General features: G+C 55.3%; 14 protein-coding genes and 1 pseudogene. 13 read left to right on the top strand and 2 right to left on the bottom strand.

Annotation, left to right across the window (positions count from 1 at the left end; genetic code table 11):
- Positions 1-23: 23 nt before the first annotated feature.
- The gene (locus tag A7P96_RS08300) at positions 24-884 is read right to left on the bottom strand and encodes a phosphoribosylaminoimidazolesuccinocarboxamide synthase (protein ID WP_067526209.1); all 861 of its coding nucleotides are present in this window, start codon (positions 882-884) and stop codon (positions 24-26) included.
- A gap of 247 nt (positions 885-1,131) precedes the next feature.
- Between A7P96_RS08300 and A7P96_RS08295 the strand changes: the two genes are divergently transcribed.
- From A7P96_RS08295 to A7P96_RS08260, 8 genes and pseudogenes are all read left to right on the top strand, one after another.
- Positions 1,132-1,461, top strand: a complete 330-nt coding sequence (locus A7P96_RS08295; RefSeq protein ID WP_067526208.1) for an FKBP-type peptidyl-prolyl cis-trans isomerase — start codon at positions 1,132-1,134, stop codon at positions 1,459-1,461.
- 153 nt (positions 1,462-1,614) lie between these two features.
- Positions 1,615-1,780, top strand: a pseudogene (gene sdhB, locus A7P96_RS08290) (succinate dehydrogenase iron-sulfur subunit); the annotation flags it as partial.
- A gap of 137 nt (positions 1,781-1,917) precedes the next feature.
- Positions 1,918-2,145, top strand: a complete 228-nt coding sequence (locus A7P96_RS08285; protein WP_067447053.1) for a succinate dehydrogenase assembly factor 2 — start codon at positions 1,918-1,920, stop codon at positions 2,143-2,145.
- 765 nt (positions 2,146-2,910) lie between these two features.
- A complete protein-coding gene (locus A7P96_RS08280) occupies positions 2,911-5,724 on the top strand; it encodes a 2-oxoglutarate dehydrogenase E1 component (RefSeq protein ID WP_067526204.1) in 2,814 nt (937 codons plus the stop codon).
- 96 nt (positions 5,725-5,820) lie between these two features.
- Complete coding sequence (gene odhB / locus A7P96_RS08275; RefSeq protein WP_067526203.1) at positions 5,821-7,014, top strand: 2-oxoglutarate dehydrogenase complex dihydrolipoyllysine-residue succinyltransferase; 1,194 nt, start codon at positions 5,821-5,823, stop codon at positions 7,012-7,014.
- A gap of 140 nt (positions 7,015-7,154) precedes the next feature.
- Positions 7,155-7,610, top strand: a complete 456-nt coding sequence (gene rnhA / locus A7P96_RS08270) for a ribonuclease HI (protein WP_003822787.1) — start codon at positions 7,155-7,157, stop codon at positions 7,608-7,610.
- A 229-nt stretch (positions 7,611-7,839) separates the two neighbouring features.
- Positions 7,840-8,316, top strand: a complete 477-nt coding sequence (gene greA / locus A7P96_RS08265) for a transcription elongation factor GreA (protein ID WP_067526202.1) — start codon at positions 7,840-7,842, stop codon at positions 8,314-8,316.
- Positions 8,317-8,330: 14 nt separating this feature from the next.
- On the top strand, positions 8,331-8,942 hold the full coding sequence (locus A7P96_RS08260) for a hypothetical protein (protein ID WP_067526198.1): 612 nt from the start codon (positions 8,331-8,333) through the stop codon (positions 8,940-8,942).
- A gap of 158 nt (positions 8,943-9,100) precedes the next feature.
- On the opposite strand, the gene radC is transcribed toward A7P96_RS08260, so the two are convergent.
- A complete protein-coding gene (radC, locus tag A7P96_RS08255) occupies positions 9,101-9,802 on the bottom strand; it encodes a DNA repair protein RadC (protein WP_067526196.1) in 702 nt (233 codons plus the stop codon).
- A 289-nt stretch (positions 9,803-10,091) separates the two neighbouring features.
- Here radC and hfq point away from each other — a divergent pair, with 289 nt between their 5' ends.
- From hfq to A7P96_RS08230, 5 genes are all read left to right on the top strand, one after another.
- Positions 10,092-10,352: an RNA chaperone Hfq gene (gene hfq / locus A7P96_RS08250; RefSeq protein ID WP_067526194.1), complete on the top strand. Its 261-nt coding sequence runs from the start codon at positions 10,092-10,094 to the stop codon at positions 10,350-10,352.
- 104 nt (positions 10,353-10,456) lie between these two features.
- Positions 10,457-11,158 (top strand): 5'-methylthioadenosine/adenosylhomocysteine nucleosidase, encoded by a 702-nt coding sequence (locus A7P96_RS08245; RefSeq protein ID WP_197476467.1) that lies wholly within the window; start codon positions 10,457-10,459, stop codon positions 11,156-11,158.
- A 13-nt stretch (positions 11,159-11,171) separates the two neighbouring features.
- A complete protein-coding gene (locus A7P96_RS08240) occupies positions 11,172-11,465 on the top strand; it encodes a CrcB family protein (protein WP_082887949.1) in 294 nt (97 codons plus the stop codon).
- A gap of 142 nt (positions 11,466-11,607) precedes the next feature.
- A complete protein-coding gene (argS, locus tag A7P96_RS08235) occupies positions 11,608-13,326 on the top strand; it encodes an arginine--tRNA ligase (RefSeq protein ID WP_067526190.1) in 1,719 nt (572 codons plus the stop codon).
- Between the two features lie 248 nt (positions 13,327-13,574).
- A complete protein-coding gene (locus tag A7P96_RS08230; protein ID WP_067447382.1) occupies positions 13,575-13,826 on the top strand; it encodes a DUF1289 domain-containing protein in 252 nt (83 codons plus the stop codon).
- Positions 13,827-13,829: the final 3 nt, after the last annotated feature.

Raw genomic sequence — 13,829 nt, 5'->3', positions numbered from 1 at the left:
TTTTAGGCTATCTGAAAACCAGATTACTTAGTGAGCAATTCCAAAGCCTCGCGGTATTTGGCCAAGGTTTTGTCGATAACCTCGGCGGGCACGGTGGGAGCAGGAGGTTGTTTGTTCCAGCCGCTTTGTTCGAGCCAGTCGCGGATGAATTGTTTGTCGAATGAAGGCGGGTTGCTGCCTGCTTGGTATTGGTCGGCAGGCCAGAAGCGGCTGGAATCGGGGGTGAGCACTTCATCCATCAGGGTGAGTGTGCCGTTTTCGTCCAGGCCGAATTCGAATTTGGTGTCGCAGATAATGATGCCGCGTGTGCGGGCGTATTCTGCGGCTTCGCTATAGAGGGCAATGGCTTTGCGGCGCACTTCTCCAGCCCGCTCCCGGCCGATGATGCTGGCGCACTCGTCAAAGCCGATGTTGATATCGTGATTGCCCACTGCGGCTTTAGTGGACGGGGTGAAGATGATTTCGGGCAGCTGCTCGGCTTCGCGCAGGTTTTCAGGTAGCCTGATGCCGCACACGGCGTCGGTTTGGCGGTATTCTTTCCAGCCGCTGCCGGCCAAATAACCGCGCACGATGGCTTCGATTTTCAAAGGTTCGAGCCGTTTAGCCACCACGGCGCGTTTTTCCAGCGCGGCGGCCACGTCGTTCGGCAATACGTCGTATACGGTTTGGCCGGTGAAATGGTTGGGCATGATGTGCGAGAGTTTGCCAAACCAGAAATTGGAAATCTGGGTGAGGATTTCGCCTTTGCCGGGAATGGGTTCGTTCAAGATCACATCGAAAGCAGAGAGACGGTCGGAGGCAACGATGAGCATGCTGCGGCTGTCGATTTCATACAGGTCGCGCACTTTGCCGGAATAGATTTTTTTCAGCGGAATGGTGGTCATGATGGATTGTCGGGCGGGTGGTCGGAAAGTTGGTATTCTAGTCCAATTACCGCACGGAAAAAACGGCGGTGTGGAAATATCCTGCCCGAAGGCGGCAAAACAGTTGTCGAACTGCATTTTATGCTTGAGAATGCTGCCCGCATCAGCAGGCTACCTGAAAGCGCAAACCTCAACGCGGTTTAGAATGAAATCGAAACGCTTATTTTTCAGGTAGCCTCCCTTTCCATCCCTCACTTAAGGAAACATCATGAGCAATCTGATTATTGAAGACATCGAAACCGGCAGCGGCAAAACCGCTGAAAAAGGCAAGCGGATTTCCGTGCACTACAGCGGCTACCTAACTGACGGCAGCAAATTCGACTCCAGCCTCGACCGCGGCCAACCGCTCACCATCATCCTGGGCGTGGGCCAAGTCATCCGCGGTTGGGACGAAGGCTTCGGCGGTATGCGCGAAGGCGGCAAACGCAAACTCACCATCCCGCCGGAAATGGGCTACGGCGCACGCGATGCCGGCGGCGTGATTCCGCCGAACGCCACTTTGATTTTTGAAGTGGAATTGCTGAAGGTGCACGATTAAGCGGTTCACCTACTCAAAAGAGAAAAAGGTTACCTGAAACCCAGAAATAAGTTTTTAGGTGGTCTTTTTATTTACCAACATATTGCTGTTACAACCGCCAGAAGACGATTGAGGTACTATATGCAGTTACTATTAAGCGGTAGTTCAACACACGCCCGCGACACGATCACCAACGAATGTTTGAACCACCCCAACGACCCCTACCACCTGTTCCGCTGCCACACCATTGTGAACGGCGTGAACATTCGATCCAAACACCTCAACACCACCCGCGCCATCGGCAAAATCAAAGAAAATCATGCTCAAACGCGTGGTATAGCGGATTACCTTGAACCAGTACGGCCTTGGCCAGCCTAGCCGTACTGGCTGTACCGCCCGAGGCCATGCTTTCTCCTGATTTAACTAATCCCCTACTAATAAAACCATACCACCTTTGACGACACCGCCAAACGCCACCTGCGCTTCCAAACCCAACGCGGCCTTTTGGAGCTCGGCATCCTGCTTAAGCAGTTCATGGCCGCCAAGTTCAGCCGCCCGAGTGGTACCAAGCTGGCCGTATTCACCAAGCTGCTCACCCTGCCCGACCCCGAACTGTTCGCCCAAGTCAACGGCCAAAACCTTGCTGCCGATGCCAAGAGCGAAGCCTTATTAGGCAAAATCCGTAGCAGCCGACGAACTGCTTGAGCCACTTTCCGTTAAGGCTACCTGAAAGCGTAGCTTCAATGAAGTTCGGACATATTAAAGTTCAGACACATAAGGCTACCTGAAAACACCGCAGAGTTTCTGTGAAGCCAAAGTTTCAGGTAGCCTTTTTCTTTATCGACCACAGCCGGCACTCAAACACGCCGCAAGCAACTTTAACATTCCGGTTTTCAGGTAGCCTCTTTCCTCCATCTTTTCTGTTTAATCAACAGCTCACTATCCCTCCAGCATCCACCCTCTGCCGCCAGCCCACACCCATCTCGCCGAGCCTGCTGCAAAAGGGATTTTTCTTATTGACGTTCCCCATATCGGGTCGTATTATTCAGCCGTTATACCGGCTTTTGGCAAACTTCCAGCAACATTTCTGCCGCTGCCTGGTAAACCCCTGAAACTCAACGAAAGGCCGGGCTGATTCCAGAATCGTAGCGACAGAAAGAACAACTTTCTCAGGTAGCCGGCTTCGAGTTCTTAGCATATTCCCCTCCCCGGCCATTCCACCGCGCCAGATTCTCAATTCTCCCCCTTTCCAAACAAACAATTTCCTGCGCCAAGCGCAATCAGGCTGCCGGCAAAATGCTACCTGAAAATGCTTATTCCGAATCATCATACTCATTTTTAGCCTCCCACCGTGTGGCGATTCGGAATCGGCATTCGCTGCAGATAGGATAAAGGCTACCCGCTTAGACAGGCAGCCTGATAAGCAAGCGTGCTGCTCTTCAAACCTTCACCTTAAATAAGGATCTTGCCATGATGAAAGAACAAAGTAGTTTGTCCTACCTATACGGTACCAACGTCCCGTATATTGAAGATTTGTACGAAGCCTATCTGAGCTCCCCTGACTCCGTGGACAGCCAATGGCGGCAGTATTTTGACCAAGTGGCTGCTCTGCCCGGCAACACCCCGAAAGATGTGGCGCACCGCCCGATTCAGGAAGCTTTTGCCAACTTGGCACAGCAGCGCGGCGCAGCCGCAGGCGGTGTGGATTTCGCCGCCATGCAGAAGCAAGTGGCCGTGTTGAGCCTGATTTCCGCCTACCGCTCTTTGGGCAACCGCGCCGCCGACCTCAACCCGCTCGACCGCACCCATATCAGACAACTGCCCGAGCTCGATCCTAAAACCTACGGCCTCAGTGATGCCGACATGAACACTCCTTTCCATGTCGGCACCGATCTTTCAGGTAGCCCCAAGCTGCCCTTGGCCGAAATCATCCGCCATCTGAAACAAATCTACTGCGGCCCCTTGGCGCTGGAATACATGCACATTCCCGACACCGCCGAGCGCGAATGGCTGCAGGCACGTTTGGAAGCCAACGGCGCACGCCCGCAATTTGACGCCGACACCAAACGCCTCATTCTCAAAGAAATCACCGCCGCCGAAACCATGGAGCGCTATCTGCACACCCGTTATGTGGGCCAGAAACGCTTCTCGCTCGAAGGCGGCGAAAGCACCGTGCCCGCGCTGAACCACCTGATCCGCGCCTCCACCGAAAAAGGTGTGCAGGAAATCGTAATCGGCATGGCACACCGCGGCCGCTTGAACGTGTTGGTAAACACCATGGGCAAAGCCCCGCAAGCCATTTTCGACGAATTCGAAGGCAAAGTGGACGCTAAATTCCCCAGCGGCGACGTGAAATACCACATGGGCTTCAGCTCCGACGTGCCCACCCCGCACGGCCCGGTGCACCTCTCTTTGGCCTACAACCCCTCACACTTGGAAATCACCAACCCCGTGATTGAAGGCTCCGTACGCGCCCGCCAAGACCACCGCGGTGCCGAAGGCCGCAAACAAGTGCTGCCCATCCTTACCCACGGCGACTCTGCTTTCATCGGCTTGGGCGTGAACCAATCCACCTTCAATATGTCGCAAACCCGCGGCTACAGCACCGGCGGCACCATCCACTTCGTGATCAACAACCAAGTGGGCTTTACCACTTCCGACCCGCGCGATACCCGCTCTACTCTGTATTGCACCGACATCGCCAAGATGGTGAGCGCGCCGATTCTGCACGTGAACGGCGACGACCCGGAAGCCGTGTGCCACGCTGCCCAAATCGCGCTGGACTACCGCACCACCTTCCAAAAAGACATTGTGATCGATTTGGTGTGCTACCGCAAACTCGGCCACAACGAAGGCGACGATCCTACGCTGACCCAGCCCTTGATGTACAAACAAGTGGCCGCGCACCCCGGCTCCCGCGCCGTGTATGCTGAGCAGCTGATTAAAGAAGGCGTGGTAACCAAGGAAGAAGCCGAAAAACTCATCAGCGACTACCGCGCTGCGATGGACAAAGGCGACCGCATCCAGGAAATCCTGCCCGAGCAGAAACGCGAACACGCTGTGGATTGGAGCAAATACCAACCCATCAGCTGGCGCACTCCGGTGAAAACCGCCCTGCCCGCCGCCGAAATCAAACGCCTGGCCGACCGCTTCACCGACATCCCCGCCGATGTGAAGCTGCACAATACTGTGAAGAAAATCATCGAGAACCGCAAAGCCATGGTCGTGGGCGAGCAGCCTATTGACTGGGGCATGGCCGAAACCATCGCCTATGCCAGCCTGCTCGAAGCCGGCCACGATATCCGCATTTCCGGCGAAGACTCCGGCCGCGGCACCTTCTCGCACCGCCATGCCGTGCTGCACGACCAAAACCGTGCCGAACGCACCGGCGGCGTGTATATCCCGCTGCAACACATCGGCGAAAAACAAGGCCGCTTCAACGTAATCGATTCCATCCTGAACGAAGAAGCCGTGATGGCCTACGAATACGGCTATGCCTCCTCCGCGCCGGAAGACCTGGTGATTTGGGAAGCCCAGTTCGGCGACTTCGCCAACGGCGCGCAAATCGCCATCGACCAATTCATCACCTCCGGCGAAACCAAATGGGGACGCTGGTGCGGCCTCACCGTCATCCTGCCGCACGGCTACGACGGCCAAGGCCCGGAACACTCTTCCGCCCGCGTAGAACGCTGGCTGCAACTGTGTGCCGAAGAAAACATCCAAGTGCTGATGATGTCTGAAGCATCACAGATGTTCCACGCCCTACGCCGCCAGATTCTGCGCCCCTATCGCAAACCGCTGGTGATTTTCATGTCCAAACGCCTGCTGCGCCTCAAAGACGCCTGCAGCCCGCTGGCCAACTTCACCGACGGCGAGTTCCGCCTCGTTATCGGCGACACCGTACAGGGCCGCGACCAAGACGTAAAACGCGTGATCCTGTGTGCCGGCCAGGTGTACTACGATTTGGCCAAAGCCCGCGCCGACAAAGGCTTGGAAAAAGACATCGCCATCGTCCGCGTCGAGCAGCTCTACCCCTTCCCCTACGAAGAAGTGGCCGCCGAGCTCAAACGCTTCCCGAACGCCACCGAAATCATGTGGGCACAGGAAGAGCCGAAAAACCAAGGCACTTGGTATCAAATCCGCCACCGCCTGGAAAAAGTGCTCGGTGCCAACCAGCGCCTCACCACCGCCAGCCGCCCGGCCAGCGCCTCGCCCGCCGTCGGCTATGCCGTGAAACACAAAGCCGGTTTGGAAGGCCTGCTTGAAGACGCGATGAAGCTCTAAAGCGCCAACAGGCTACCTGAAACATGCCCAACCGTTTTCAGGTAGCCTACCCAGAACACGATTTACCTATTTTTCAATTCATTAAAGGATAAAACCATGATTATCGAAATCACCGTACCCCCGCTGCCGGAAAGCGTTACCGAAGCCACCCTGATGAGCTGGCATAAGAAGGTGGGCGACTATGTGAACCGCGATGAAAACCTGATCGACCTCGAAACCGACAAGGTTGTGCTCGAGCTGCCCGCTCAGCAGGCCGGCGTGATTGTGGAAATCATTGAACAAGACGGCGCCACCGTTACCGCCGGCCAGCTGTTGGCTAAAATCGACACCGAAGCCAAAGCAGCAGAAGCAGCCCCGGCTGCCGCCCAAGCCCCCGCTGCCGAGCCAGCAGGCCATGTGGCTGCCGCTGGTGCGCGCGCCGGCGTGGCCATGCCCGCTGCCGCCAAACTGGCTGCCGAAAAAGGCGTGGATGTATCCGGCGTACAAGGTTCCGGCCGCGACGGCCGTGTGCTGAAAGAAGACGTAGCCGCCATGCCTGCCGCAGCTCCCAAAGCCGCTGCCGCCCCGGCCGTGGCCGTGCCGCTGGGCGACCGCGTAGAACAGCGCGTACCGATGAGCCGCCTGCGCCAGCGCGTGGCCGAACGCCTGCTGCAATCCCAGTCGCAAAACGCCATCCTCACCACGTTTAACGAGGTGAACATGAAGCCGATTATGGATTTGCGCGCCAAATACAAAGAGAAGTTCGAAAAACAATATGGCGTGAAACTGGGCTTCATGTCCTTCTTCGTGAAAGCCGCCGTGGCCGCGCTGAAGAAATTCCCCACCGTAAACGCTTCGATTGACGGCAACAACATCGTTTACCACGGCTACTTCGACATCGGCATCGCCGTGGGCAGCCCGCGCGGCCTGGTGGTACCGATTCTGCGCAACGTGGATCAGATGAGCATTGCCGAAATCGAACTGGCCATCGTGGACTACGCCAACAAAGCCAAGAGCGGCAAAATCGCCATCGAAGACCTCACCGGCGGCACCTTCTCCATCACCAACGGCGGCACCTTCGGCTCGATGATGTCCACCCCCATCATCAACCCGCCGCAATCTGCCATCTTAGGTATGCACGCCACCAAAGAACGCGCTGTAGTGGAAAATGGCCAAGTCGTGGTGCTCCCGATGATGTATCTGGCTCTCTCCTACGACCACCGCATCATCGACGGCCGCGAAGCCGTGCTCACTTTGGTTACCATCAAAGAAGCCCTCGAAGACCCGGCCCGCCTGATTTTGGAAATCTAATCGCTTTCTAAAATCTAAAATCCAAACGCTTAGCAACATCAGGCTACCTGAAAACCCTTTTTTCAGGTAGCCTTACTCTTTTGCCACATCAACCACAGCAAAGGCTACCTGAAATTTTCAGGTAGCCCCAACCAAACACCATGACCAACACCACCACCGTCCACCTCTACACCGACGGCGCCTGCAAAGGCAATCCCGGCCCAGGCGGCTGGGGCGTACTGCTGCGCTACGGCCGTCATGAAAAAGAACTCTGCGGCGGCGAAGCCGACACCACCAACAACCGCATGGAGCTCACCGCCGTTATCCGCGGCCTCGAAGCCCTTAACCGCCCCTGCCAAGTAACCATCCACACCGACTCCCAATACGTGAAAAACGGCATGGAAAGCTGGATACACGGCTGGAAGAAAAACGGCTGGAAAACTTCCGCCAAACAACCGGTGAAAAACGCCGAACTGTGGCAGCAGCTCGACCAACAAGTCGCCCGCCACCAAGTATCCTGGCAATGGGTGAAAGGCCATGCCGGCCACCCCGAAAACGAACGTGCCGACCAACTGGCCAACCAAGGTGCTGCCAATATATCCAATGAACAACAATAAATGCCAATAATCAAATTATTGGCACAAAATCCCCCACCGCCAGCCGTCCCTTCCAGCAGTTGGCGTTCCGCCCGCCATCTGATAGAATGGCGACCCATACAGTCAATCAAAACGCAGCTTCCAATTCTGCGTTTGATTGGCTAAAAATTTGAGTTCACAAGCCGCCGGCACCAGGCGGCTTGCATTTTTATGTAAAAACGGCTGCCCCGCAGCCCTTGTGGAGAAAATCATGCAAAAGATTCCATTAACCGTACGCGGCGCCGAACTGCTCAAGCAAGAATTGCAGCATCTTAAAAGCGTTGAACGCCCCGCCATTATCGAAGCCATTGCCGAAGCCCGCACCCACGGCGATTTGTCTGAAAATGCCGAATACGAAGCAGCCAAAGAAAAACAAGGCTTCATCGAAGGCCGTATTTCCGAACTGGAAAACAAATTCTCCGCGGCCCATATCATCGACCCCACCGAAATCCACGCCGAAGGCAAAATCGTATTCGGCTGCACCGTAGTGCTGGAAGACTTAGAAAACGAAACCCAAGTGCGCTACCAAATCGTCGGCGATGACGAGGCTGATATTAAAGACAACAAAATCTCCATCAGCTCGCCCATTTCACGCGCCCTTATCGGCAAAGAAGAAGGTGACGTGGCCGAAGTGCAGGCACCTGGCGGCATCAGAGAGTACGAAGTTATCGAAGTGCTGTATATCTAGTAGTCAGCGGCGAAATGGACCAGAATTTCAATCCCTACCAGGCTCCGCAAAGCCAAGAATACCTGCCGCAAAGCACTACTGAATGTTGGCGGGAGGGCAAACGCGTCTTCCTACCCGAAGGCGCTGATCTGCCCCACCGCTGCACCCGTTGTGGCGAAGCAGCTGAACCGCAGCGGCGGCCGCGCAAATTGTATTGGTATCATCCCGCTTGGAATCTGTTGCTTATCCCACTTTTGTTCGTTTCTTGGCCAATTGCACTGATTATTGCCCTTGCCGTCCGGAAAAGCCTCCCCATCCATCCCACCTTCTGCCCGCAGCACCAAAAACAGATGCGCTGGCTGTTTTGGGGCGTGCCCGCCATCGTGCTGGTATTGATGTTGCTGCCACTCACTGCGCTATTCATTCCATCCTTAAGCAACTATTTTTCCTCAACTTTCATAGCCATGTGGTATTTCGGCATCATCGCCTTCTGCCTTATCTTTGCCATCGCCACTTCTCCCCTGCGGCCTCGCCTGGTAAAAATTACCGAAGAATTCAGCATCCTCAAAGGCTTCGGCCGGGGCTTTCTCGACACCCTGCCGGAAGAATACGAACCCAACAGCCGCCGCCAAGGTATAATATGCTAAGATATAATGATTATCCTCTTAAAATACAGTAAACTATTTTCAGCTAGCCTCTTCAAAGCTGAAGGCTACCTGAAAAGCAAAAGGCTATCTGAATAATCAGGTAGCCCTTTCCAATACTGCTTCATCGCTATACATCGATTCAAAACAAAATACCTAGTTCAGGCAACCCCACCCCCTGCCAATTCCAGCAACCATCCGTTTGCGGCAAAAGACACTGCCCGATTGCCCGCCACAATAAAGTGATCCAGCAATCGTACCTCCAGCAGCGCTAACGCCTGTTGCAGTTGGCTGGTGAAGGCCAAATCTGCCGCCGAAGGCTCGGCCGAACCACCAGGGTGATTGTGTGCGATAATCAGCGAAGCAGCATGGTGTTGCAAGGCCAGCTGAGCCACTTCTCGAATATACACTGTGTTTTCCGCTACTGTGCCACGCGACAATTCTTTAAATGCAATCAGCCGGTTGCTGCTGCTCAACAATAACGCCACACTCACTTCCACCGGCTCATGCGCCAGTTGCAACACCAGATAATCCGCTACCGCCTCCGGAGAAGTGAAGGCTGGCGTGGCGTGCATTTCTTCCGCCAACAGCCTTCGCCCGATTTCTCGCACTACAGCAAACTGGCAATACGCCGCCTCACCCATACCCTTGTGCATCGTCAGCTCGGCGACAGGTGCGGAAAACAGGCGGTTGAGCGAACCGAACTCCTGCAGCAGATAACGAGCCAAATCCACTGCGCTCATCCCCTGCGTGCCTACCCGCAACAGGATGGCCAACAGTTCCGCATCGCTTAATGCTCCCGCACCGCGATGCAGCAGCTTCTCACGCGGCCGCTCGTTTTCCGGCCAATGCTTGATCCCCATCTTAACTTCCCTTTTCATGTGTTTCGTTAAATGCAGAATTATACAGGAGCAGCGAGGTGCCAACGCTTATAAACAATTCCGCCGAAGCAAGCCGGCAGCGCATATAATTTGACCTGCCTCATAAAAAGAACTTTACTCATCCACCGCTTGCGTAAAAAGGTTGGAAAAAGCCGTGCCAAACAGCTACAATTCGCCACCTTTCTCAGTTTTCGGCCGCCCGTGCGGAAAGCATCCCGCTAAGCAAGGCTACCTGAAAAAGTTTGAACAAAAATAATCGGAGTAAAAAACTATGGCAACCAAAGGACAAATGTTACAAGATCCTTTTTTAAACGCACTGCGTAAAGAACATGTACCGGTATCCATTTATTTGGTGAACGGCATCAAACTGCAAGGCCAGGTAGAGTCGTTTGACCAATATGTGGTACTGCTGCGCAACACCTCGGTAACGCAAATGGTGTACAAACACGCGATTTCCACCATTGTTCCGGCACGCGCCGTGAGCCTGCAGCCACCCACAGATCAGAAACCTGCAGCCGAAGCCGAGCAATAAGTAGGCATCCCCAGCGCACTGGCTGTTGCTCACAGGCAGTGCGTTTTTGCTTATCCATACACCGCCCGCATCTATTGCCCACGCAGGCGGCTTGAAAGAACTCTATTATGTCCCAAACCATCGCCCTCATCGGCGCCATGCCGCCGGAAATTGCCCTGCTCAAAGAGAGCCTGCAAAACCTGTGCAACGATCACGTGGCCGATTTCGATATCTACTGCGGCGAATACGCCGGTAAAAACGTCGTGTTGGCCTTAAGCGGTATCGGCAAAGTAAATGCCGCGCTCAGCACCGCCCTAGTGCTGCAACGGCATCAGCCCGATTTCGTCATCAACACCGGCAGTGCCGGCGGCCTGGGCGGCGAACTGAAAGTGGGTGATGTAGTCATCGGCACGCAAACTGCGCATCATGACGTGGACGTTACCGCCTTCGGCTACGCTATCGGTCATGTACCGCGTATGCCTGCGCGCTTCGAATCCAACTCAGCCCTGTGTGCCGCCGCCGAAAAAGCTGCCGCCGCATTCGGACACGCAGCCGTACACCGCGGTTTAATCGTAAGTGGCGACCAATTCGTACACAGCAGCGAATCCGTGGCTGAAGTACGCCGCCATTTTGCAGACGTGCAGGCAGTGGAAATGGAAGCTGCCGCCATCGCCCAAAGCTGCCACCGCTTCGGCGTACCGTTTGTGGTTATCCGTGCCATTTCCGACCTCGCCGACGAAAAAGCCGACACCAACTTCGAAACTTTTTTGAAAACCGCTTCCGTGCATTCAGCCAAAATGGTGTTGCAGCTGATTGCTGCACTTTGAGGCTACCTGAAAAATGAACCTGCCGCTCTACAGCCAGCCAGCCCTGATTGCTGTCGGTGCCGCTCTCGGCGCCTTATTGTGCTGGCAGCTGGGTTTGCATTTCAATCCGCTGTTTGCCCAATTCGCTTTCGGTACCTGGCTGGCCAATATGCTCGGCTGCCTGCTGGCTGGTGCGGTTTTGAGATTACTGTTGACCAGCAAGCTGCTTGCTCCACCTCTGCAAAACGCACTGGCAGTCGGCTTTCTCGGCAACCTCACCACCTTTCCCGTACTTTCCGGCGAAGTAAAGTATCTGAACGCCTTTTGAATAAAGACTGGCTGCACGCCGGCTTGATTCTTGCATTGCACACCGTGTGCGGCATTGCCGCCACTTTGCTGGCCGCCGTTGCCGTGCTCCGAACCTAAATCACAGATTTTTTATCGTTATATCTACAAAAGCTGAAAACATCATGAACTTATCTCATCTCCTCAACTGCGAAGCCGAACAAGCCTTTGCCGCTGCCGGTATCGAAGGCGCGCTGGTAGTGTTGCAGCCGGCTAAAAACCCCGAATTCGGCGATTTCCAAATTAACGGCGTGATGGGTGCTGCCAAACAGCGCAAACAAAACCCGCGCGAGCTGGCGCAGAAAGTAGCCGAAGCGCTGGCCAACAGCGAGCTGATTGCCTCCGCCGAAGTGGCCGGCCCCGGTTTCATCAACCTGCGACTGAACCCGAAGTTTTTGGCCAAGCAAGTGCACGCCGCCCTACAAAGCGGCCGCCTCGGCGTGGCGCAGGCCGCTGCACCGCAAACCATCATCATTGACTACTCCTCGCCTAACCTGGCCAAAGAAATGCACGTCGGCCACCTGCGCTCCAGCATCATCGGCGACAGCCTTAACCGCGTCCACTCCTTCCTCGGCCACCATGTGATTGCGCAAAACCACGTGGGCGACTGGGGCACCCAATTCGGCATGTTGGTGGCCTATTTGGTGGAACAGCAGGCGCAAAACGAACATTTCGAACTGGCCGACTTGGAACAGTTCTACCGCAACGCCAAAGTGCGTTTCGATGAAGACCCGGCCTTTGCCGACACCGCGCGCGAATACGTGGTGAAACTGCAAGGCGGCGACGAAGCCGTGCTCGCACTGTGGCGGCAGTTTGTGGAAATATCGCTGCAACATGCCGAAAAAGTATATGCCAAACTCGGCTTGCTGCTCACCCGTGAAGACGTGGCCGGCGAATCCAAATACAACGACGACCTGCAACCCGTGGTGAACGACTTAATCGCCAAAGGCCTGGCCGTGGAAGACGACGGCGCGAAAGTGGTTTTCCTCGACGAGTTCAAAAACAAAGAAGGTGAACCTGCTGCCTACATCGTGCAGAAAAAAGGCGGCGGCTTCCTGTATTCCACCACCGATTTGGCTTGTATCCGCGATTACGTGGGCCGGCTCAAAGGCGACCGCCTGCTTTATGTGGTCGACCACCGCCAAGGCCTGCATTTCGGCCAACTCTTTGCCACTTCCCGCCTGGCAGGCTACCTGCCCGAAAACGTGAAAGCCGAATTCATCGGCTTCGGCACCATGATGGGCAAAGACGGCAAGCCATTCAAAACCCGCAGCGGCGACACCGTGAAGCTGGTTGAACTGCTCGATGAAGCCGTAGAACGCGCCACCGCCCTGGTGAAAGAGAAAAACCCCGAATTGGACGACGCCACCGCCGCCCAAATCGCCCGCAGCGTCGGCATCGGCGCCGTCAAATATGCCGATTTGAGCAAAAACCGCACCAGCGACTACATCTTCGATTGGGACAACATGCTCTCCTTCGAAGGCAACACCGCCCCCTATTTGCAATATGCCTACACCCGCGTGCAGAGCGTGTTGAAAAAAGCCGGCGAATGGAGCCGAACCGAACAGCCCGTATTCACCGAGCCCCTGGAATGCCAGCTTGCCGCCGAACTTTTGAAGTTTGAAGACGTGCTGCAAACCGTGGCCGACAGTTCCTACCCGCACTATCTCGCCGCCTACCTCTACCAAGTGGCCACCCTGTTCTCCCGCTTCTACGAAGCCTGCCCCATCCTCAAAGCCGAAGGCAGCGTCCGCAACACCCGCCTGCAGCTGGCCGCCCTCACCGGCCAAACCCTACAAACCGGCCTCAGCCTCTTGGGCATCGACACGCTGGAAGTGATGTAAGCCTTTATTGCCGCATGACAAACAGGCTATCTGAAAGTTTTGTTTTTCAGGTAGCCTATTGCTTTGCGTACGTTTATTTTCAGGTAGCCTTTCCCCTTACGGGATGTGGAGCGTGCTTACGCGTTTTTAGCTTACCGCACGGCATTTGAAAAGGCTACCTGAAATTCAGCCAACCCCCCTTCTGCCGCTGGCTTCCACCCAAACGCTTGCTATACAATGCCGACTTCGCGCAGTGTTTCGCACACACCATGGAACAACTCGAATTTTTCAGCATTCCCAGCCCCTGCATCGGCGTTTGTCAGGCCAATAGCAAGGGGTATTGCAAAGGCTGTTTGCGCAGCCGTAAGGAGCGGCTGTATTGGCTGAAGCTTACGGGTACGCAAAAACAGAACGTGTTGCGTCTGTGCCGTTTGCGTAAGCACAAGCTGTTGCAGTTGGCCGTTAAACAGCAGGCCGTTTCTATCGAGCTGCCGGAACAGATGGATTTCGATTTTTTCTAGGCC

It is taken from the genome of Eikenella sp. NML03-A-027 (assembly GCF_001648395.1).
Classification (GTDB): Bacteria; Pseudomonadota; Gammaproteobacteria; order Burkholderiales; family Neisseriaceae; genus Eikenella; species Eikenella exigua.
The sequence above is the reverse complement of the archived record's forward strand: the minus strand, read 5'-3'. Positions and strand labels throughout refer to the sequence as shown.

What these genes read in the sequence shown, in the direction of transcription:
- A7P96_RS08300 (WP_067526209.1), bottom strand. Translation starts at nt 884, where the DNA reads ATGACCACCATTCCGCTGAAAAAAATCTATTCCGGCAAAGTGCGCGAC.
- A7P96_RS08295 (WP_067526208.1), top strand. Translation starts at nt 1,132, where the DNA reads ATGAGCAATCTGATTATTGAAGACATCGAAACCGGCAGCGGCAAAACC.
- A7P96_RS08280 (WP_067526204.1), top strand. Translation starts at nt 2,911, where the DNA reads ATGATGAAAGAACAAAGTAGTTTGTCCTACCTATACGGTACCAACGTC.
- odhB (WP_067526203.1), top strand. Translation starts at nt 5,821, where the DNA reads ATGATTATCGAAATCACCGTACCCCCGCTGCCGGAAAGCGTTACCGAA.
- rnhA (WP_003822787.1), top strand. Translation starts at nt 7,155, where the DNA reads ATGACCAACACCACCACCGTCCACCTCTACACCGACGGCGCCTGCAAA.
- greA (WP_067526202.1), top strand. Translation starts at nt 7,840, where the DNA reads ATGCAAAAGATTCCATTAACCGTACGCGGCGCCGAACTGCTCAAGCAA.
- A7P96_RS08260 (WP_067526198.1), top strand. Translation starts at nt 8,331, where the DNA reads ATGGACCAGAATTTCAATCCCTACCAGGCTCCGCAAAGCCAAGAATAC.
- radC (WP_067526196.1), bottom strand. Translation starts at nt 9,802, where the DNA reads ATGGGGATCAAGCATTGGCCGGAAAACGAGCGGCCGCGTGAGAAGCTG.
- hfq (WP_067526194.1), top strand. Translation starts at nt 10,092, where the DNA reads ATGGCAACCAAAGGACAAATGTTACAAGATCCTTTTTTAAACGCACTG.
- A7P96_RS08240 (WP_082887949.1), top strand. Translation starts at nt 11,172, where the DNA reads ATGAACCTGCCGCTCTACAGCCAGCCAGCCCTGATTGCTGTCGGTGCC.
- argS (WP_067526190.1), top strand. Translation starts at nt 11,608, where the DNA reads ATGAACTTATCTCATCTCCTCAACTGCGAAGCCGAACAAGCCTTTGCC.
- A7P96_RS08230 (WP_067447382.1), top strand. Translation starts at nt 13,575, where the DNA reads ATGGAACAACTCGAATTTTTCAGCATTCCCAGCCCCTGCATCGGCGTT.